19 protein-coding genes are annotated in these 21,793 nt (G+C 43.4%); 10 read left to right on the forward strand and 9 right to left on the reverse strand.

The genetic code is table 11. From position 1 onward, the window contains the following. Together HY064_08600 and HY064_08605 are read right to left on the reverse strand one after the other, a co-directional pair. A partial coding sequence (locus HY064_08600) for a hypothetical protein (GenBank protein MBI3510710.1) occupies nt 1–659 on the reverse strand: 659 nt, incomplete at its 3' end. An 11-nt stretch (nt 660–670) separates the two neighbouring features. Beyond that, the gene (locus HY064_08605) at nt 671–2,131 is read right to left on the reverse strand and encodes a T9SS type A sorting domain-containing protein (GenBank protein MBI3510711.1); all 1,461 of its coding nucleotides are present in this window, start codon (nt 2,129–2,131) and stop codon (nt 671–673) included. A gap of 268 nt (nt 2,132–2,399) precedes the next feature. Between HY064_08605 and HY064_08610 the strand changes: the two genes are divergently transcribed. The 5 genes from HY064_08610 to HY064_08630 all read left to right on the forward strand — a co-directional run bounded on the left by HY064_08610 (nt 2,400) and on the right by HY064_08630 (nt 6,750). Further along, on the forward strand, nt 2,400–3,410 hold the full coding sequence (locus tag HY064_08610; protein ID MBI3510712.1) for a hypothetical protein: 1,011 nt from the start codon (nt 2,400–2,402) through the stop codon (nt 3,408–3,410). Between the two features lie 86 nt (nt 3,411–3,496). Next, complete coding sequence (locus HY064_08615) at nt 3,497–4,426, forward strand: hypothetical protein (GenBank protein ID MBI3510713.1); 930 nt, start codon at nt 3,497–3,499, stop codon at nt 4,424–4,426. A 56-nt stretch (nt 4,427–4,482) separates the two neighbouring features. Then, entirely contained in the window at nt 4,483–4,881 is a 399-nt protein-coding gene (locus HY064_08620) for a DUF983 domain-containing protein (protein MBI3510714.1), read from the forward strand. A 240-nt stretch (nt 4,882–5,121) separates the two neighbouring features. Further along, on the forward strand, nt 5,122–5,532 hold the full coding sequence (locus HY064_08625; protein MBI3510715.1) for a hypothetical protein: 411 nt from the start codon (nt 5,122–5,124) through the stop codon (nt 5,530–5,532). A 15-nt stretch (nt 5,533–5,547) separates the two neighbouring features. Then, nucleotides 5,548–6,750, forward strand: a complete 1,203-nt coding sequence (locus tag HY064_08630; protein MBI3510716.1) for a tetratricopeptide repeat protein — start codon at nt 5,548–5,550, stop codon at nt 6,748–6,750. A gap of 213 nt (nt 6,751–6,963) precedes the next feature. Here HY064_08630 and HY064_08635 read toward each other — a convergent pair whose 3' ends face one another. From HY064_08635 to HY064_08650, 4 genes are all read right to left on the reverse strand, one after another. Beyond that, complete coding sequence (locus HY064_08635) at nt 6,964–7,998, reverse strand: T9SS type A sorting domain-containing protein (protein MBI3510717.1); 1,035 nt, start codon at nt 7,996–7,998, stop codon at nt 6,964–6,966. A 28-nt stretch (nt 7,999–8,026) separates the two neighbouring features. Continuing rightward, nucleotides 8,027–10,783, reverse strand: a complete 2,757-nt coding sequence (locus HY064_08640; protein ID MBI3510718.1) for a T9SS type A sorting domain-containing protein — start codon at nt 10,781–10,783, stop codon at nt 8,027–8,029. Nucleotides 10,784–10,845: 62 nt separating this feature from the next. Next, on the reverse strand, nt 10,846–11,445 hold the full coding sequence (locus tag HY064_08645; protein ID MBI3510719.1) for a ribonuclease HII: 600 nt from the start codon (nt 11,443–11,445) through the stop codon (nt 10,846–10,848). A gap of 67 nt (nt 11,446–11,512) precedes the next feature. Beyond that, nucleotides 11,513–12,643 (reverse strand): glycosyltransferase family 4 protein, encoded by a 1,131-nt coding sequence (locus tag HY064_08650; GenBank protein MBI3510720.1) that lies wholly within the window; start codon nt 12,641–12,643, stop codon nt 11,513–11,515. Between the two features lie 119 nt (nt 12,644–12,762). On the opposite strand from HY064_08650, the gene HY064_08655 reads away from it, so the two are divergent. From HY064_08655 to HY064_08670, 4 genes are all read left to right on the forward strand, one after another. Further along, nucleotides 12,763–14,340, forward strand: coding sequence for an oligosaccharide flippase family protein (locus HY064_08655; GenBank protein MBI3510721.1), 1,578 nt, complete (start codon nt 12,763–12,765; stop codon nt 14,338–14,340). A gap of 231 nt (nt 14,341–14,571) precedes the next feature. Beyond that, a complete protein-coding gene (locus tag HY064_08660; GenBank protein MBI3510722.1) occupies nt 14,572–15,594 on the forward strand; it encodes a hypothetical protein in 1,023 nt (340 codons plus the stop codon). Nucleotides 15,595–15,613: 19 nt separating this feature from the next. Further along, nucleotides 15,614–16,582, forward strand: a complete 969-nt coding sequence (locus HY064_08665; protein ID MBI3510723.1) for a hypothetical protein — start codon at nt 15,614–15,616, stop codon at nt 16,580–16,582. Further along, complete coding sequence (locus HY064_08670) at nt 16,560–18,014, forward strand: O-antigen ligase family protein (protein ID MBI3510724.1); 1,455 nt, start codon at nt 16,560–16,562, stop codon at nt 18,012–18,014. The genes HY064_08665 and HY064_08670 overlap by 23 nt, the downstream gene beginning before the upstream one ends. A 59-nt stretch (nt 18,015–18,073) precedes the next feature. On the opposite strand, the gene HY064_08675 is transcribed toward HY064_08670, so the two are convergent. Further along, nucleotides 18,074–19,318: a PP2C family protein-serine/threonine phosphatase gene (locus tag HY064_08675; protein ID MBI3510725.1), complete on the reverse strand. Its 1,245-nt coding sequence runs from the start codon at nt 19,316–19,318 to the stop codon at nt 18,074–18,076. Nucleotides 19,319–19,498: 180 nt separating this feature from the next. Between HY064_08675 and HY064_08680 the strand changes: the two genes are divergently transcribed. Continuing rightward, a complete protein-coding gene (locus tag HY064_08680) occupies nt 19,499–20,152 on the forward strand; it encodes a YdeI/OmpD-associated family protein (GenBank protein MBI3510726.1) in 654 nt (217 codons plus the stop codon). 74 nt (nt 20,153–20,226) lie between these two features. On the opposite strand, the gene efp is transcribed toward HY064_08680, so the two are convergent. Continuing rightward, complete coding sequence (gene efp / locus HY064_08685; GenBank protein ID MBI3510727.1) at nt 20,227–20,790, reverse strand: elongation factor P; 564 nt, start codon at nt 20,788–20,790, stop codon at nt 20,227–20,229. Nucleotides 20,791–20,950: 160 nt separating this feature from the next. Further along, on the reverse strand, nt 20,951–21,574 hold the full coding sequence (locus HY064_08690; protein ID MBI3510728.1) for an ATP-binding cassette domain-containing protein: 624 nt from the start codon (nt 21,572–21,574) through the stop codon (nt 20,951–20,953). Between the last annotated feature and the right edge of the window lie 219 nt (nt 21,575–21,793).

The following is a 21,793-nucleotide window of genomic DNA, read 5'->3' on the forward strand; positions in this document are numbered from 1 at the left end:
ATTCCAGTTCCTCTTCCCACAAATGTATTTCTGAATCCCGGAATCTGAAGAACGGTAATACCGCTGATGCGGTAGCCGTCGTTAAGAAAATTTGGATTTACATTTATGTTATCCTGAACATCGAGACGGAATAGGGGGGTGGTAAAAGTATTGCCGATGCTTACAAAACCCTGCGTTGGCCCGGCCAGCCCCACAATAGTTATGCGTTGCATATTATTTGTAAAGAAATTCAGATTCCCGTTTTGTGTTGTGCCGAGTGAAACAATGTTTGTTGCGCCGGAATTACTGATATTAAATATTTCTGTTCCAATTCCTGCGCCTGTGTACATACGCCATGCATTAAAAGTGCCCGCAGGGGCGTTGCTCGTGGTGCGGAAAACTTCGCCAAATGAAGCAATGGAAACGTTTGTTGGGAGAAGAAGATAATTAGAATTGATATCCAAAAAAGCGTGAGTGAGAGCGGCATTAGCTGTAAAGTTTCCAATACCTATGGAACGAGTTTGATTGGCAGCAAATCCAGATACGGCAATTTCTCCAAACCTGCTAAACGCTGGTGTGGCTAAATTATTAGCCGGCCAAATTAATTGACCTAAGACCAAATTACTGAAACAAAGAGCAAACACTGTTGCACCGATTGCCATTTTTATTTTTCTTGCCATAATTTCTTTTTTTAATTGTCAGTAATAATTATTTTCTGATTGTATGTTGAGTTGCGTATTGAAATACTTAAGAAATAAATTCCCGAATGCAAATTATCCCTGCTGATTGTGAATTGTGTAGCACTAGTAGCAAATTGTTTCACTCTCCTTCCAGCCAAATCAAATAAGATAATTGTCATATTCTCATGATCTTGATTTGTAACTACAACATTTGTAAAATCATTGAAAGGGTTGGGGTAAATCAGAATTTCATTTTGTAAGTCATTTTCTTCAGAACCAGTATTGCAGGGTGGCTGCCAAGTGCCTCGCAAATAACTATCCATAAAATTTGGAAGTCCAATTCCAATTTGAGGAACCAAGAGATTTAATATGCCTGGAGAATAATTACAAGATAATCCTACCATATTGGGGCTTTGAATAACATCCATTAAAGAATCATTATTATTCCATCTATTTACATATAATTTACCATCGCTGCCTGTTTCAAGAGAGAAAAACTCCAGATAGTTCCAGTCGCCAGATCTAATCACAGTTCGGGAGGCATTTATTATACTTGGAATTCCGCTGGTGAGGTCGTATTGAATTACGTAAGAACTATCTACTACTGTTGAATAATATAGCTTGGAATCATCGGGTGAAAAAACTAATCCATATCCACCCGAAGGCACTGAATCATTTCCTGATCCTAAGGCAAAATTATTAGAAACAATTCCTGTTGCAATATTAAAATCGGCAACCTCTATAGTATCTCCATAGCCGTGATGAACACAAGCAATTTCATTTCCAGAATGAGAGAATCGCAAATAACCATCAGGTGTTTTATGAGGATGAATTGCAGAAGGAGATATTACCGGAACCAGATTTATTCCTGTTGATGTTAATAAATAAGCATAATACTGATAGGTTGTATCAGGCGGGGGACCTATTGGATATTTATTTAAACTTAATATCCAAACACCTGTTCCATTGGCATCATAAGTGGCTGCGAGTTTTTCCATAACAGGAGCATAAAGTAAAATATTTTTTGCAGTAATATCTCCCACTCCTCCGTTCAAGTTAATATTCACAACCGAGTAACGTAATCCGTTGGCACCGTCATTTTCTGCACAGTCGGTAAGAAAAATATAATACAATGAATCATTTCCCGGTTGCGGAACAATAAGGGAGTTTTGCGTACTGCTCCAACATCCGAAGAGTCCTGTTCCATTTGGCATAACATTGTTGTTTCTGTCCCAAACAGTATCACCATCAGTGTAAAATAAAAGATTTCCGCATGTGTCCGAAATAGAAGCACACCCTTCTTCCGCAGTCATAGGACTATTTGTGATTGCGGTTGGAATTCCGCTGCTGAAATCCAAACCTGCTCCATTTCCGAAATACCAATGATAGGTACGCTTGATATCCCCAGAAGTTTGTGCAAAAGATGTGCACATCAGAATAAAGAAGAAATAAAATGAGACGATTTTTTTCAAAGTCAGAAGTTAAAATGGAATAGAAAGTTACATCATTACAAGCAAGAACTCAAGCTTCTTACAAGAAATTTGTATCCCATCGACCCAGGTTTCACGCATTAAAATTTAATAGTTCTTTCACGTATGACATATCATAATTCGCTCTCAATTTTTTATGAGTCATCGTATTATTCTTACAACTGGTTTACCTTTGGATTAAACCTCAAGCAGCATTCCATAGTCAAACAATAAATTCAGCATTCTAATTTCACCTTCAATACATCTCGCCATGAAAAAAATAATTCTCCTCTTCGCTATTCTTGCCACTGCAAGTGCAGGAGCGAAAAATTTTATCGATCAGTCGGACAGCACCGGGTTGCCCGGTGATAATTTCGATCTCTACGGAGCGCTCGATCTTTTTAAGCAATCTTCATCACCCGAAGATTTCGAGAAAAAAATTAATGACCCTGCCAACCAGGTAAACAATCTCGATCTCGACCAGGATGGAAATGTAGATTATGTACAAGTGATCGACAACAACGACGGAGATGCGCACGCACTCGAGTTGAAAGTGGCGGTGAGCGCAACCGAAATGCAGGATGTAGCGGTGATAGAACTCGAAAAAAACGGTGATGCATCAGCCGATGCGCAAGTGGTGGGCGATGAAGAATTGTACGGAGCAAATTATATTGTGGAAGCCAAAGATGAAACTTCTTCTACAGCAACCGATGGAAAATTGCAGGGATTCCGTCCTGTTGTTTTTGTGAATGTTTGGATGTGGTCCTGCGTTAAATTTATTTATGCTCCCGGTTATGTGCTTTGGATTTCTCCGTGGCATTACCATTATTTTCCTCCGTACTGGCATCCGTGGCATCCTTGTGCATGGGGAGTCTATCACGGTTATTGCGCTCGTTATCATCGCCCGTGTTATCATTGTGTGCACGAATGCAGGATGACGCGGGCGAATGTGGTTTATGCAAATCACAGAACTGTTTCTGCAGATGTGCACAGGAGAAATGAAGTAGTGCGTCAACAACATGCAGAAAATCACGCGGCGAATCATCCGAATAATAATGCAGGAAAAAAAGGCGCGCCGAATGGTGGAGCTAAAAATACCGGAACAGCAAAACAAGCTGGCGGTGCAGGAACACGCGGCGGTGGCGGACCGAAAGGTGGCGCAAAACAAGGTGGTGCCGGTCCGCGTGGTGGTGGTGGCGGACATGCCGGAGGAGGCGCTGGTCCACGCGGCGCAGGCGGAGGCGGACATGCTGTAGGCGGGCACGGAGGAGGTCATCGTTAAAATTTTAAGAAAGGCATCTTTTATGGATGCCTTTTTTCATTGGAGAAAGTGGAATAGTGTAAATTTGTACCAGAAACTTTTTCCCCATGAAACATTTATTTTTTTCTGCAGCAGTTTTATTTTCTACCTGCATTTTCGCTCAAAGCAGCGAAGAGGATATTCCCGACAGCATGAGAATAGGCCCCGATCATTTTGATCTCTATGGCGCGCTTGATCTTTTCAAACAGTCGGGCGATCTTTCCCAGTTCGAGCAGAAACTTAATGATGCAGCGAATTATGTGAATGATCTTGATCTGAACAACGACGGCATTGTAGATTATGTGCGTGTAGAAGAACATGCCGATGGCGATGTGCATGCGATCACGATCCAGGATCCGGTGAATGAAAATGAATCGCAGGATGTGGCGGTCATTGAAGTTGAAAAAACAGGAATTGCTTCCGCCGATGTGCAGATCGTTGGCGATCCGGAATTGTATGGCGATAATTATGTGGTTGAACCTTCAGAAACAGATTCTGTTTCCGGCGAAGGAAAATTCAGAATGGAAAATAAAAATATGCTGTTCATGAATGCGTGGGGATGGCCCTGCGTGCGAACGATATTCGCTCCCGATCACGAACTTTTTGTTTCGCCCTGGCATTTTAATAATCTTCCCGCCGATTTTCATGCGCACTCTCCTGCTAGCACGGTTGTTCACGCAATGAGAAATCAGCAGTTGTATCACAAACCTGCTTACCAGTTTGTCCGTGAAAACCGCCTCGTGCACGCGCGCGATCTTTCACTTGCAAATCGTGTTACTTCGAATACGGTACAGGAAGCAACCAGAACAATGAAAAATAAAGTGGGAGATAATATCAGTGGTCGTGTTACCGGGCGAAAAGAAAATATGAGCGGACAAGCATCGGGCAGAATACGCAAACTGGGGAAAGCAGGAAAAACAAATGCCAAAAGTAAGGCGGCGGAGAAAGCAGGAAATGTGATAAAACCAGGCGGAGTAAATCCCGGAATTCATAGATGATAGTTGTCATTCGCGTAGCGGAATCGCATAGTTAATTTTGTATTGGAAATTTTTCAATGAACGGTCCGCTCTATAGTGTTTTCAGATCGAAGTGCCCGAAATGTAATTTTGGTGATCTTTATTTCGATCCCCATCCGTATCATTTAAAAAATATCGGGAAGATGAAAGCGGCATGCGATCGCTGTGGACAGAAATATGAACCCGAGACCGGATTTTATTATGGAGCAATGTATGTGAGTTACGCGGTTTCCATTATTCTCATGTTCATTCCCGTGGCGTTCCTGTATTTTATTTTCAATGCCGATTTTAAAATTCTTCTCGGCACCTGCATTTTCATTTACATCACCATGTATCCGCTCATCTTTCGCTGGTCAAGAAATATATGGCTGAATATTTTTGTTCATTATGATCCGCAACTGCACGAAAAGATTCGAAAGGAAATTCCATCCCGATAACTATCGGAACCAAATTCCAGATAAATATTTTGTTTTTTTTATCTGGTACTCCGGGCTGTGTAATTGGGATTTGTCTTTTGGTATTTGTCTTTTGGTATTTGTTTTTTTATTTGGTACTTCTGTCGGGATAATTGGAATTTGTTTTTTGAGATTTTTTTCTTTTTTATTATTTATCCCCGGTCATGGCATTCTATTTGTCTGTATAGGGAAAATGTGCCATATTTGTTTAATAACATTCCAATGAAAAAGATCCTCGCCCCATTCTCTGCCGCAATTGCGATCACCGCCCTTTTCGCATCCTGCCAGCCCGATGAACCCGCGCCTGCAGATGCGCGCGACGTATTTGTAGGCGCATGGACCTGCGCGGAACACAGTACGCAGATCGGCAACACCAACTTCACCGTCGACATCAATAAATCGACCACGAGCACTGCACAGGTTGAAATAGAAAATTTTTACAATGTTGGTTTTACTTCCAAAGCAAAAGCAGATATCAGCGGAACTGCGGTAACGATAAGCCAGCAAACTTATAATGCAAACCAATTGCACGGCAGCGGAACAAAAACCGGCACGAACACGATCAGTCTCACGTACTACATGAACAACGGAAGTACGATCGATACCTGCACCGCTACGCTTACCAGGCAATAAAATAAAATTCTCCCGATGAGTTATTCATCTTTTTCTAAAGTGTGCATCGTTGCGATCACACTTTTTTTCTCGTTCACACTTTCTGCGCAGCTCAGCACGGAAGAAATGAAATCTGTGGACAAGTCCGTTGAACTTTACCAGTCGCAGAAGTATGATAAGGCGATCGAATTGATCCACCCCGTGATCATCAATCATCCGAACAATGAAGATCTGTGGACGAAACTCATCGTGTATGAGAATGATCGTTACGAAACAGAATTCAACCGTTTGCTCGCTTCATTATCGAAACAGATCAATAAAGGAAAATCGAACATCAAACTCAACGATGAAAAACTGAACGAGTACCAGAATGAAATGCTGGCTGCCTGTTTGCTCGCCACACTGTATTGCGAACGACAGGAACTTGCTTCGAATCTTCTCGATCGTTTCCTGCTCATGCCTTCGGTGGATACTGCTATTGGTGATGAAGCAAAAAGTAAGTGTGATGCCGGCGACCAGGATTACAACGGGCAGGATTGGTCGGCTGCTATAAGAGATTATAAAAAAGCGGTGGACATTGACAGTAATTATTTCAATGCAACCTATTCGCTCGGCGTTTGCTATTACAAGGATGAAGATTTTGAAAAAGCGGCAACATGGTTTAAAAAAGCGATTCGCATAGAACCGGAGCGGACCATTTCCTACAAATCACTTTCGGATACTTATCTCGAATTGAAGGATTATGATAATGCAAAGAATGCCTGCATCGATGGAATTATTATTTATCCTGATGTGGGATTTTTTCTGCGTCTTGAAAAAATTGCAGACAAGATGAATAAAACTTTTCAGCGTCACTGGCAATTGCGTCTCGATTTTCCCAATGACATTACACTCAACCAGGACCCGGTGAATGATGCTCCGTGGAAATACTACCGCGATGCAAAAGATAAAATATCGAACGACTGCAATGAGGAAGGCATCATCAAACACGCTGCTGCCGGCGACCCGAAATATCTCGAAACGTTCAGCTGGGACTACATGCTGAAAAAATCAAACCCGGAAAATGAAAGTGATTATCCTGAATTCAAATTCGCACGCAAGATGCAGGATGCAGGTTATCTCGATTGTTATGTTTTCGTGAGCATGTATCATTATAATTTTGCAAAACAGTACAAGGATTTTGCGAAGAATAATAAGGACCGTATCCGCACGTATATCAATACTTATTTATTCAACTGAGAAAATCAGAAAGCGGAAGGCAAAAAGAAGCGGCAGCATCTCGGCTACGCTCGATATAGCGGCAGCGGCACTAAACTTAACCGCGAAAATCTGTGAAGTAATTTGTGGGAATTCCTGTATGCAGCATTCAGAGAATTTCATTGGTGAATGTACTTCTTCATGTTCTCGACTGGCGCTCGAACTGACATGGTGAACTTTTTTTGCTTTTCAAACTCAATGCGAAACAATTAACCGTTTTGTGATGACTTCTTTTCCTGAAGAGATGCGGAAGAAATAAATTCCATCGACGAGCGCAGACGAATTATAATTTGCACTGCCAGCATTTCCCAGATCAATCGCATCCACTTTTTCACCGAGCACATCGAAGATTTCAATATGCACATCTGAAACCGAAGAAAGTGATATTGAAATTTGAATATTTTCATTCGCAGGATCGGGGAAAATATTCACACTCATTTCACCTGCATTCGTATTTATTCCATTCATCGTTCCGACGATAACCGTAGTGCACGTAGTACATCCGCTGAAATCGGTTACGCAACAGGTGTAAGTTCCGGCGCAGAGATTGGTAACATTCTGCAACGTACTTCCGATCGGCGACCAGAAGAAACTGTACAACGCATTTCCTCCTGACGCATTTGCATTTGCAGAACCATCGCAAGCAGCAGAAGCAGATTCATCAACAGAAGTTAAATTGAGTAAAAGCGGCGTGGGCTCGGTAATACTTACTGTTCGCGTTACGGAACATCCTGCAGTATCCAAAATTGTGCAGGAATAATTTCCAATGCACAGTGAATTTGCAGAAGCGGCTGTAATATTTCCCGGCATCCAATTGTAAGTGACCGGGTAAGTAGATGAAACATTCACCTGCGCTGTGCCCGTACACGTTCCATTGCAAACGACATCCGTATGTGAAGCCGTTGCGTTAATGGAATTCGGTGGTTGCGTAATGCTCACTGTTTCACTTCCCATGCATCCCACCGCGTCCGTAACGTAACACGTGTAGGTGCCCGCGCACATTCCAGCGTCATACGGCGTTGTGGGACTCCCCGGAAACCATGCATAAGTATATGGCGCTGTTCCTCCACTCACTGTTACACTTGCAGATCCATCGCAATTACCGGCACAACTTGTAACACCGGTGGAATTCATCGTCACGGAAAAAGTACACTGTGCTCCAACTCGTAATGAGATCAGAAAAATTACTGCAATGAAAAATATCTTACGCGATGAATAATTTTTTTTCATCCCTGCTATTTTTTTGCAATTCAAAAACTCAATGTGAAATCGTCACTCGCTTCGTGATGACTTCTTTTCCTGAAGAGATGCGGAAGAAATAAATTCCGTTTGAAAGTGCAGCGGTACGATAATTATAATTTACGTTCACCGTAGTTCCAAGATCTACTGCATCCACTTTTTCTCCGAGCACATCGAAAATTTCCATTCGCACATTCGTCGCTGATGAAAGTGAAAGTGAGATCTGGATATTTTCATTCGCCGGATTCGGATAAATGTGAACACTCATTCCATTTCCATTCGCAGCAATGCCGCTGTTCACACCAACGATTGCAACCGAAGTATCACAACAATTATTTGCATCGCAAACTGTGAGCGTATAAGTGCCCGGCGCAATATTGGTTTGACTTGCTCCGACAAGACTTCCCGGTTGCCAACTGTAAGTATATCCCGGAGTTCCGCCGCTTGCAGATCCGGTAAGTGTTCCGTCGTTGGAAGAAGATGTACTTGCATTCGTGGAAGAAGATGTTGCAGTAAGCAGAGGCGGTTGAGTGATAATTACCGAAGCGCTCATTGTGCATCCATTCGCGTCGGTTACATCAACCACATAAGTTCCTGCACAAAGATTATTGATGGTTGCTGTGGTCTGCGAAGTGGGAGACCAACTGAAAGCATAAGGAGCTGTTCCACCGCTTACGTTTACTGCTGCAGATCCATCGCACAAACCAAAACAGGAAACATCAGTACTGGAAATATTCACGGTCATGGAAGCGGCATTGTTGATCACAATGGTAATAATGGTCGAGCAGCCATTCGCGTCTGTGACTGTGCACGTGTACACGCCCGCGCAGAGATTGTTCACTGATGAAGTAGTTGCTGCGTTTGACCAGAGATAAGTATAACCGGGAGTTCCTCCTGAAGGAGTTACCGATGCCGATCCGTTACACATAGCGCACGTTGCATCAATCGAAGAAAAACTTACAATAAGAGCAGGCGGCTGTGTAATGCACACGGTTTGTGTTATAGTACAACCATTCGCATCGGTAACAGTGCAAGTATAACAGCCGGCGCAGAGATTGGTAATGGTCGGCGTCACTTGTCCGCCGGGAATCCAGTCGTATGTATAGCCAGGAGTTCCGCCACTCACAGTGATCGTTGCCGTACCATCGCAACTGCCATTACAGGAAACGGAAGTAGAAGAAGTGCTGGGGAAAAGCGGAGGCGGATCGGTGATGACAGCCATAGAAACAACAGTGCATCCATTCGCATCCGTTACCGTGGTCATGTAAGTGCCCGCACAGAGATTAGTTCCCGGTGTGAAATTGTAAGGAGGAGTTCCACCCGATGGATTCGGAGTAAAAGAACCAATGCACATTCCGTTGCACGGATTGGGAACAACGGTTGTGTTAGAAGACAACGGTGTTGGTTGTGTGATAATAACAGTGGCAAAAGCAGTGCATCCTGCCGGAGAGCTAACGTTGCAGGTATAGGTACCGGCACACAAACCGGATGCGTTTTGCGATGTTCCCCCGCCGGGAGACCATAAATAAGTATAAGTTCCTGTTCCGCCTGTTGGATTCGCCATTGCAGTTCCATTGCAACCTCCATTGCAACTAACGTTTGTTGAAGTGATCGTTACTCCTACTACAGGCGGTTGTGTAATGGTTACTGTTGCAGTTGTTGAACATGATGTTGCATCAACGATCGTGCAAGTGTAAGTTCCAGCAGCGAGACCGGATGCTGTTGCAGAAGTTCCGCCGGTGGGAGCCCATGAATAAGTGTAAGGAGAAGTTCCGCCGGAAACAGTAACAGTTGCTGATCCGCTGTTTCCTCCATTACAAGTTACGTTTGTAGAAGTAATGCTTGCAGAAAAAGCAGCTCCGGAAAATCCGACTGCAGGAGTAGAAGTTCCGCTTCCTGTTAAAGTTCCATCAACGCGAATTCTTCCTACTGATCCTATTGCGCCGCCACCATACCATGGAGAACCGGGAACAGCAGAAGATCCGCCTCCTCCTGCATTGGCCTGCATTGATCCGTTATTTACAATTGATGGAGCCGACAACCAAATTGTTCCGCCCGACCCGCCACCACCGCCTCCGCAATTTCCATTTCCATCACTTCCTCCGTTTCCTCCATTTGATTGAAGAGAACCACCGGCAGCAATTGTAATTGCTCCGCAACAATTTATCTGAATTATTCCTCCACCTGCTCCACCTCCGCCTGATCCGCATGAATTTCCACCTGATCCACCACCGCCACCCGATCCTGCATTGAGCGGAACAAGTTGCGCAGTGCTGTTTGATGATCCACCGAATCCTCCTGTGCCACCTGAACTCGCACCATTAGTTGCGTATCCTGCTCCACCACCACCTGACCAATTTACTCCCTGTCCGCCGGCACCGGGGCCAAAACCATTTTGTCCATTCGAAGGTCCGCCAACATAAACTCCGTTTCCTCCATTCGCTCCGCCGGCAACACCAACACCACCGACACCATAAGTAGAAAATGTAACACCATTGCCTCCGTTACCACCGCTCACAGTGAGAATTCCATTGATGGTGACATTGCCGGTGCAATTGATCACGAGCGGATTATTTCCGGTGACAGTTACCGTTATTCCTGCATTGATATTGAATGAAGAATAATTGTAGGTCGCACCGGTGAGTGTTTGATTGGTTGTTGCATTGAAAATTCCATCAACGCCGGTTCCGCAGGAATTACACTGGGAAAATAAGTGCGCGGAAAAAATGAGTGCGGTAATAACTGCACAGCATTTGCTGAGGTAGTTTTTTTTCATGAGCCAGGAATTGAGGTTAAGAAGTTATGAAAGTTAAACTATTTTTTTCTACCCGCAAATGATCAGAATTGAATTTTCAACTGGTCGGGAAGCAGGCGGAAACTTTTCCGGTGATGAATATTCGCGCCGAATTCCAGGATCGCATCACGATGAATTTTTGTTCCGTATCCTTTGTTTTTTTTCCATTGGTATTCCGGGAAATCATTATGCAATTCATCCATAAGATCGTCGCGGTATGTTTTGGCAAGAATGGAAGCAGCCGCAATGCTTTTATATTTTCCATCGCCGCCAATGATCGTCGTGTGCGGAATATTTCCGAAAGGAACAAAACGATTTCCGTCGATGAGTAAATGCTGCGGAATAATTTTCAACCGGCGAATGGCGCGATGCATGGCTTCGAATGATGCGCGCAGAATATTTATTTCATCAATCTCCTGTGCGCTCACCTGCGCGACTGCCCACGCGAGTGCGTGTTGCTCGATGAAAGGACGCAATTCCTTCCGCTGTTTATCCGAAAGCTGTTTGGAGTCGTTGAGTAATTCGTTTTTGAAATCGTGCGGAAGAATCACTGCTGCTGCAAATACAGGGCCGGCAAGACAACCGCGGCCGGCTTCGTCGCAACCGGCTTCTGTTTTTTCTTTATGATAAAAACTTTTGAGCATCAATTTTCATTCTTTGCGACTTAGCGCCTTTGCGGTTAAATAATAGCATGGATCAGAAACAGCAACGCTAAGATTTATTCATTGAGAGTAACATACTTTTCCAAACGAGCTCCGCTGTTTTATCCCAGGAAAATTTTTCACGCTGTGTCCTTGCTTTTTTCACCAATGAATCGCGGATCGTTTCATCCGAATCGAGAACTGCGAGTGCGGAAGAAATACTTTCCACCGAAAACGGATCACAATACAAAACCGCATCGCCACCTACTTCCGGCATCGAAGTCACATTGGAAGTGAGCACCGGAACATTGCAGGCCATGGCTTCCACAATGGGAATTCCGAATCCTTCGAAGTAGGGAACATACGTGAGCGCGAGTGCGGATGCGGTCACGCGGTGCAATTCATCTTCATCGAGCCGCCCGGTAAAAATAATTTCATCTTTCCCCGGGAGTGAATCGATCAGTTCTTTCAGCGAATTGTATTTCCAGTATTCTTCACCCGCGATGAGAAGTTTTGTCTGCGAATTATTTTTCTTTTTGAATTCAATGAATGCTTTCACCAGCCGCTCAAGATTCTTTCTCGGGTGAAGCGCGCCTATGAAAAGAAAATAAGGGTGTCCTTGCGAATATTTTTTTCTTACCGATGAAATCATTTCATTCGTAAGCGGAACAAAACCTTCCGATGCCCCGTTGTAAACCACATCTATTTTTTCTTTTGCAATACCATATTTTTCTGAAATATCTTTTTTCGAAAATTCAGAAACGGTTGCGATGCGTGCAGCCCGATGAGCAAAGAGCGGAAATTTTTTACGATACCATTTCGAAAAATTCTTCGGGAGATCCTGCGGGTAATGTTCAAAATTCAGATCGTGAATGACGGGAAGGCATGGAGTAGTTCCTTTGAGTGGAAGAAATCCATCGGGCGAAAAAAAAAGATCCGGCTTCAGATCGCGCAGCACACCATGAACCGACCAGTTGAGCCAGAGATCGAACAGGAACGGCCTTCGGGCAGGAGGAAGAATTTTAACAGGAGAAATATTTTCTGAAAAAATAAAATCTTCGTGGATGGCGCGATCGAAAAGAAAAACAAAATTCACATCGGGATTTCCGCGCGTGATGCGCGAGAGTGTTTCAAAAGCAAAACGTGAAATTCCGTCGAGACGGCCGTGAATGAAAAGACGGGTATTGACAACGATGATCACGATGCGAAGATAATCAGGAGTTGGGAGTTGAGGATTCGGAGCCGGGAGTGCCTCAGGGAACTATCAGCAAAATGGTGCTTCCCTCCTTTTCCGTAAATTCGCAGGCCTATCGAATTTTCATGCAGAAGAAATTCTTCACCAACCTTATCATTCTTCTTTTCCTGAACATCCTGATCAAACCATTCTGGATACTGGTCATTGAACCGCATGTGCAGAATGAAGTGGGCAATGCTGCGTACGGAGAATATTTTGCACTCTTCAATTTTTCTTTCCTGTTGAATATTCTTCTTGACTTCGGGATAACGAATTTCAACAACAAGAACATCGCGCAGAACAACCACCTGCTCACTAAACATTTTTCGGGGTTGTTCATGCTCAAACTCATGCTGGCGGTGATCTACATTATAGCAACGATCATCATCGGGTTCGTGATCCGCTATGATGTGCGGTTGACAAAGCTGCTGCTCATTCTTGGTTTCAACCAGTTTCTGATTTCACTTGTATTGTATTTGCGATCGAATCTCCAGGCATTACATCTTTTCAAAACGGATGCAGTGATCTCGGTACTCGACCGCATCCTCATGATCGGAATTGTTTCGATGATGTTGTGGACGAATATTTTTCCGGGAAGAATGGATGTGATGGATTTTGTTTACGCGCAGACCGCGGGCTATTTTCTCACTTCGGTCATTGCTTTTTTCGCAGTCATCCGCAAAACAAAAGCGTTTCGCCTCAAATGGGATCTTCCTTTTTCACTGATGATCCTGAAAAAAAGTTTTCCGTTTGCGATCCTTGTTTTGCTTATGACATTTTACAATCGTATCGATTCGGTGATGCTGGAACGCATGCTGCCTTCCGGCGATAAAGCAAAAGTGGAACAACTGAAAATACTGCGCGATCCATCCCTGAAAGCCGACACGGTGCAGAAGCAGAAACGTCTTGCATTGGAAAAAGAACTGGAACATACCGGGCCGGAGCAAGCGGGCTATTATGCAAAAGGATTCCGGCTTCTTGACGCGACGAATATGATCGCTTATTTATTTTCTGTTCTCCTTCTTCCCATGTTCTCGCGCATGATCAAGTTCCGTGAACCGGTGGAACAACTCGTCAAACTTTCATTCACATTACTCATCACGGTTGCAGTGATCGTTTCAGTGGGTTGTACTTTTTACCGCAATGAGATCCTGGAAATGCTTTATGGAAAAGATTACATGGGAAGTGTAGCGATGATCTTTCCGCTGCTGATGAATTGTTTCATTGCCATTTCCACCACGTATATTTTTGGTTCGCTGCTTACTGCAAACGGGAATATGCGTGAACTGAACATCATGGCTTTTTCCGGGATGATCATCAATGTCACACTCAATTTTCTTTTCATAAAAATTTTCAAGTTCGAAGCGCTGGGCACGGCGATCTCGAGCCTGAGTACTCAAACGCTCACCGCGCTCGCGCAGGTGCTCATCGTGCAAACGAAATTCAGATTCAGGATAAATTACCGTTTACTCACTACACTTTTCGTTTATCTCGCCGGAGTTTTTGCGATCGCAAATTTCTGTCACGATTTTTCTTCGAAACACGCAAGAGGCCACGGATGGTTGCTGGAATTTGTGGTGATGGTTGGCGCATCGCTCGCCTGGTCCTTTGCAATTCGTCTCATCAGTCTGAAGGGATTGTTCCGCATTGTGAAATACGGTTAGAAAAGAAGCGGGAATTCCTCTCTGTTTTTCGCGTAACGCTGAAGCACGTTGTTTATTGTGATCATTTAAGACTGGGTATAAGAGGCTGTCTAAATTTCATCCTTCTGTTTTGTTATGCGCCATTTTTGTTCATCCTTCGTTGCATTTCTTGGCCGTAGTCGCTCCACTATGGCCTGCAAAATGCGTCTCGGCTGAACAAAAATGGCATCATAACAATTCCAAAAAATGAATATGGAAAACCAAAACAGTAACGGGAATTATTTTGATTCCACAAGTTTATTTGAATTCTTCTGGCGCTGGAGAAAACACCTCGTCATCGTGAGCATACTTGCTGCTGTGATCTCTGCCGGGGCATCCTATCTTATTCCCGAGCGATTCAAATCGACGGTGATCATGTTCCCTGTTTCTTCGAATGCAGTTTCCAAAGCACTGCTCGTAGAAGATGTTTCAGAAAAACAAGACGTACTCCAGTTCGGAGAAGAAGAGCAGGCAGAACAAATGCTGCAGATACTTTCTTCTGATGAGATCCGTTCACGCATCTGCAAAAAATGGAAACTGATGCAGCATTACCACATTGATCCGACGGACAAATACAAGAACACGCGGCTCTATGAAAAATACACTGAGAATATTTCTTTCAAGCGAACGGAATTCATGTCGGTAAAGATCGAAGTGCTGGATGAAGACCCGATGATGGCTGCGAATATTGCGAATGATATTGCTGCATTGCTCGATTCTTCCAAAACAAGAATGCAGCGTGAACGCGCGATCGAAGCATTCAACATCGTGGAAAAAGAATTTCTCACCAAGCAGGATGCTGTTCAGAAAATGACAGATTCGCTTCACACGCTGAATGAACTCGGGATTTACGATTATGAATCACAATCGGAAGTGACCAGCGAACAATATGCAATTGCACTTTCAAAAGGAGATGCAGGCGCCATCAAACGTCTCGGCGATCAATTGAAAATAATTTCTGATTATGGAAGTGCCTACATGTCGATCCGCGAAAATCTTTACATACAGCGCGAACAACTGAATCTCCTGAAGAAAAAATTTGAAGAGGCGAAAGTAGATGCGGAAGCTGTGCTCACAAGTAAATTCATCGTGGACCGGGCATTTCCTGCCGAACGGAAAAGTTATCCTGTACGGTGGCTGATCGTCGCTATAGGAACTCTTTCTTCGCTGGTGATGGCTGTGCTGCTCATCATTCTCGTGGAAAATGTGCGTGCTATCAATCGTAAAAAACAATAGCTTGCTTATTTAATTACGAATGGAAAATTTTCAGAATAAGGAATTAGTAAAACTCACCTTCAGGAGGCGTATTCCGCTGCTGGTGTTTGTTCTGCTCGCCTGTATTCTCGCTTATATTTTTTCCGGACCCACGTTCATCCGTCCGAAATACAAATCGACGGCGGTTCTTTATCCGGTGAATATTATTCCTTACTCGAATGAATCGCCTACCGAGCAATTACTACAGCTCTGCAATTCTGCTGATGTACGCGCAATGATGATCAATCGTTTCGGCCTTTTCGAACATTATGGAATTGATTCTACTGCTTCTTCGGCGAAAACAAAACTGAACAGTGCTTACGACGAGAATGTGATCATACGCGAAACAGAATTCGAATCCATCAAGATCGATATTTATGATGCGGATCCCGACACGGCTTGTTCTATGGTGAACGGACTTATTGATTGTGTGAATCTCAAAGCGCGCGCGCTTCAACGCGACAAAACAAAAGAAGTCGTTCGCATTTATCGCCACCAGCTTGATGAGAAAACAAAACAACTCGATTCTCTTTCGCGGCTCATGAGCGAATTGCGTGTTCGTTACGGATTGCTGGATTATGGAACGCAATCGAAAGAAGTGACGAAGAGTTATCTCAAGCTCATCGGTTCCGGCGCAACGCACGATAAATTCCGCGACGTGGATTCCATGATGCGCAATCTCGAAGAAAAAGGCGGCCTGCAGATCTCGCTGAATTCTCAACTGAATAGTTTGCAGGAATCCTACAACGGAATTAAAATTGATTATGATAAAACAGTAAGCGACCTGACGAAAGAACTCACGTATTCCAATGTTGTTACACGTCCGCGTCCTGCCGACAGCAAATCGTATCCAATGCGAATGCTCATTGTTTTTGTTGCCGGGCTTTCTGCATTACTGCTTTGCCTGGTGTTGTTCACGCTCACCGAACGAATGAAAACTACGCCGGATGCCGGAACTGGTAGTAAATAAGCCGAAGAGTTATTGGTGGATCTACGCCCTTTGTATTTTATTCATCGGCGTCAATTGCTACTGCATTTCAAAAGAATTTTTCTGGCTCAATCTCATTCCCCCTGTGTTGCTCATCATTGTCACTGCAGTTCTTGCACTCGACAAACTTATTTTACTCTGCGTTTTTCTCACGCCGCTTTCCATCAATCTTTCCAATGCCGATATTCAGCTCGGACTAAGTTTACCTGTTGAACCGATACTTGCGGGAATTCTTTTTCTTTTTGTACTGCGATTGATCCGCGATGAAAAATTCGATCGGCGTTTTCTCCGGCACCCGGTGACGATAGCGATCATTCTCAATCTTACCTGGATCTTCATCACTTCAGTCACCAGTTCTATGCCGGCCGTGTCTTTCAAATTTTTTATTGCACGACTCTGGTTCGTGATCCCGGCTTACTTCATCGGTGCGCAAATGTTCCGTGATTTTAAAAATGTGCGGAGGTTCCTGTGGTTATATATTCTTCCGCTCACTATCGTTATCGCTTATACTATTTACTGGCATTCGCTTTATCGTTTCGGGGAAGAAGAAGCGCATTGGGTAATGTCTCCTTTTTACAATGACCACACCGCTTATGGCGCTGCGCTCGCGATGTTTTTTCCCGCTCTTATATCTTTCACTTTTTCAAAATATTATTCGAACAACATCCGCGTTATCTCGCTCATTCTTCTTTTAGTTTTCACACTCGCGCTCATTCTCTCGTACACGCGCGCGGCGTGGGTGAGTCTTGCCGTTTCATTCCTGCTCTATCTTATTTTTGTTTTCCGCATCCGTTTCCGATGGGTGTTTCTCGCTTTGGTTGTAGTAATAGGTTACATCGCTTTGTCGTGGACCGATATTATGCTGAAGCTCGAGCAGAACAGGCAGGACACTTCAAATGACATTGCAAAACATTTTCAATCCATTTCCAATATTTCAACAGATGCATCGAACCTCGAACGACTTAACCGGTGGAGTTCTGCTTTCAGAATGTTCAGGGAACGTCCCATTTTCGGATGGGGGCCGGGCACTTATAGTTTTGTTTACGCACCATTCCAATTGTCGAGCGAAAAAACGATCATCAGTACGAATGCAGGAAATCTTGGTAATGCGCACAGCGAATACATCGGGCCACTGAGCGAATCGGGCGTGCTCGGCGCAGCAAGTTTCCTTTTCATTTTTGTGACCATCATGTGGACGGGATGGCGGCTGTATTACAAATTACCGAGAGGAGTTCATCGCGCGATACTCGTTTCTGTTTTACTCGGACTGCTTACCTATTTTGTGCACGGAGCAATGAATAATTTTCTTGATACAGATAAAGCATCGATTCCATTCTGGGGATTTGCAGCGATGCTGGTGGCGGGAGATGTGTGGTATGAAGGAAAAGAAAAACCAACTACTGATAATGCATAATTGATAATGTATGATGAAAACGCTGAACCATTAGCACATTATCAATTATGCATTATACATTAAAGAAGGCGGGAGGTGACTAAAGCAATATCATCAATGTATGGCTGATCTCCTTTGTGCTTGTTGAGTTTTTCGAGAATGATCGTGTTCAGTTCCTTCGGTGTTTTATGACGGTTATCGAGTGCGATCTGCTGCAAACGATCGAGTCCGAAATCCTGGTCTTTTTCATTCATTGTTTCCACGAGTCCGTCGGTGTAGCAAATGAGTAATGCGCCGTGACTCACATTCACAATTCCTTCGCGCACTTTGATCAGTTCATCAAACATGCCGAGTCCTGTGCATCCTACAGTGAGCACATTCGCTCCATCATCATCGATCACAAGTGAGGGATTGTGACCGGCGTTGATGTAATGCATCACGCGGGTAACGGTGTTGTATTTCGCAATGAAAAGTGTAATGAATTTTTCCCCTTTCGCATTCACCGAAACTTTATTATTCAGTTCACGAAGCAGATCAGGAAGATTGGGAATGTGATGAAGCAGAATTCTGAGATTCGCCTGGAAATTCGACATGAGCAATGCAGCCGGAACTCCTTTTCCGGAAACATCGGCTACACAAATTGCAACTTCATTTTCATTGATCTGAATGTAATCGTAATAATCGCCGCCCACCTGCTGATGCGGAAGATAGACAGCATCCATATCGAGATTTTCATTGTGCGGAAGCTGTTCGGGAAATAACATGCGTTGTACTTCCCACGCGAGTTCCAGTTCACGATGCATGGCTGCGCGGCGGAGATTTTCTTTCGCGAGTTTTTTATTTTCGATCGCAACCACAATGAGATTCGTAAGTGTTTGCACAAACGGAAGATGTTTAATGGCAGCGCTCATCCCGCTTTCATCTTCATTGAGATCACCGATGAGTACATACGCAAGCGGGTGAGCTTTATGAAAAACAGGAATGACGATCTCGAACGATTTGTGAAAAGAAAGTTTAGAAGCATCGATGTCAATGGTGGTGATCTCTTTTATTCCCTTGAATTCTTTTTCTACATTGATGTTGTTGAATTCTGCATCGACGCCGAAACTGAGCAGGCATTTCCATTCATTTCCGTCGTGACTGAACAGCACAAGTTTCCCGATCGCAAGTTTTTCGCGGATCACATTTTCGTAAATCGCGAGAAGATCTGTAGTTGATTGATTGCTGTTGATCGCTTTCGTGATCTCAAGCAATGATTTCAATTTCAAATCCTTGATCTTCGGCTGGCTTCGCCTGCTTTCGCTCGTTTCACGTTGTGTTGCCATCTCTACGAATATAACCTTTCATTGCATTGTCCCTAAAATTTTTAGACAAAAGGTTAAAATAACACGATTAACCAGCAGGATTGCTGCCGACGGGAAAGGTTCTTTATTAATTTTAATTTCCGGTCGGAATTATGGCGAATTCAGATTCCGGTCGGGAAACAAATTATTTCAAAAATCAAAATGAAAATATTACTGTCAAAAAAATTGCGCATCACAGAAAGAGAAAATATTTTTCCTGTGAATGAACCATCCTCTTATAAAAAATCGCTGGGTAAACTACCCGCCGGTGCATTGCTTACTGATGATCTTTCCGGCGCCACCCAAATTCACTGGTTTGTAAAAGACCGTTCTCAAATGGAAAAGGAACTCGGTAAAATGATGCGCATACTTAAACCGGGAATACTGCTGTGGATCTTTTATCCGAAAGGAACTTCAAAAATTCAAACCGATCTCACCCGCGACAAAGGATGGGATTCATTGATGAAACACGACCTGCAGTGGATATCACTCATCTCGTTCAATGAAACGTGGTCCACATTCGCATGCAGGTTAAAAACAGAAAATGATCTTAAGAAAGCAGCGGCAAAACCTGAACGCGAAATTTTCAAATACGTTGATCCGAAAACAAAAGTTGTGAAACTTCCAAACGACCTCGCTGCATTACTGAAAAAAAATAAAAAGCAGAGTGCTTTTTTTCATTCCATTTCTTTCACCGGAAAAAAAGAATACATTGAATGGATCATCACTGCAAAACGCAAAGAGACAAGAATGGAAAGACTGAAGGGAACGATGGAAAGATTGGGAATGGGCTGGAAGAACCCAAGAAATGAATAATGAAAAATGGGAATTGAGTATCGGTAATAAAAAATGGGGAGTACCGTCAAAAGACATCCCCATTATGCATTAACTCATTGTTTCACCCGCTCCATATAGGAATGCATTTTGGTATCCACTTTTATTTTGTCGCCGATATTGATAAAAAGAGGAACGCTGACCTTTGCGCCGGTTTCAAGTGTTGCCGGTTTCAGTGTGTTAGTTGCAGTATCTCCTTTCAATCCCGGTTCGCAGTAGGTGACTTCTAATTCAACTGTTGAAGGAGCTTCTGCAGAAATAGGTTCATCACTTTCAAACCACACTTTCACATCCATTCCTTCTTTGAGATAATTGATGCCGTCTCCGATCATGTCTTTCTGAATGTAGATCTGTTCGAAGTTGTCTTTATCCATAAGCACAATATTCGAATCTTCCGGATAAATGAATTGCAGATTTCTATATTCCACACTAACGATCTCCACGAGTTCTCCCGAACGGAAACGATTCTCTACAAGTTTTCCATTGCGGAGATTTCTCATTTTCCCCTGGTAAAAAGCGCGAAGATTTCCGGGAGTGCGATGTTGCCACTCTACAACCTGTACGAGTTCGTTGTTGTATTTCAGAAATGTTCCGATGCTTACGTCGCCTGTGTCAGCCATGGTGATCGATGTTTAATAGTGATACTTCTGTTTTTTTGGGATAGCGAAGATAGGTAAAGAATGGAGAACGGAGGAATATTCAGAGTGAAATTCAATGGTTTGTGTTCGGACACTTACTCCCGACTCCTCTATTCCGTCTCTCAACTTTGTTGCCGGAAAATTATTTTTTGAAATTTTCCATCCGCAGTTCATCACTGCAGAAAAAATATTCATCCTTCACCTGGTTCGAACAAACGATAATGGTTCTTCCCGCCGAATTTTCCCTTACGAGTTTTCCATACCATTCGCATGAATTCTTATCAAGATTCGAACAGGGTTCGTCGAGCAATAAAAGCGGCGCATCACTAAGAACAGCCAGTACCAATTTTGTGCGCATCTTCATTCCCGATGAAAAATTCTTCAGTTGCTTATTCTTCTCATTCCCGAGTTCAGAGATTTCAAGAATATCTTTTTCTTTCAGCGCATTTCTCCACGACTTGAATTTTCCCTGCAGCGAAATAGATTCCTGCAAAGTGAGATCTTCCATTAATTCGAGATAAGGCGAAGCGATGCTCACATAACGATAGACTTCTTCCTGCTGAATTTTTTTTTCGCCGAGAGAATATTCTGCTTTTCCTTCGAGCTGCATCATGCTTCCGGCAATGATCTGAAGTAATGTTGATTTTCCCGAACCATTCGCACCGAGAATTGCAGTTGCTTTCCCTGTTGAGAAAACATGATTCACACCACGGAATATCCATTCGCGATCAAATCTTTTTCCGATGTTCTCCAGTGAAACGTGCATAGACAAAGATAGTCTTGGGAGTACGAAATACGAAATCCCGAACGCGTTCGGGATTTCGTATTTCGTACTCTGTGCTACTGTAAGCTTCCCCAAAGTTCGGCCATTTGAAATTAGAGGGCAAATTAAAAAACCACTAATTTTAAACAGCTATGAGAAAATCAAAATTCACAGAAACACAAATCATTTCCATTCTTCATGAACAGGAGAAAGGGAAAAAAG

Source organism: Bacteroidota bacterium (assembly GCA_016194975.1).
In the GTDB taxonomy this organism is placed as follows: domain Bacteria; phylum Bacteroidota; class Bacteroidia; order Palsa-965; family Palsa-965.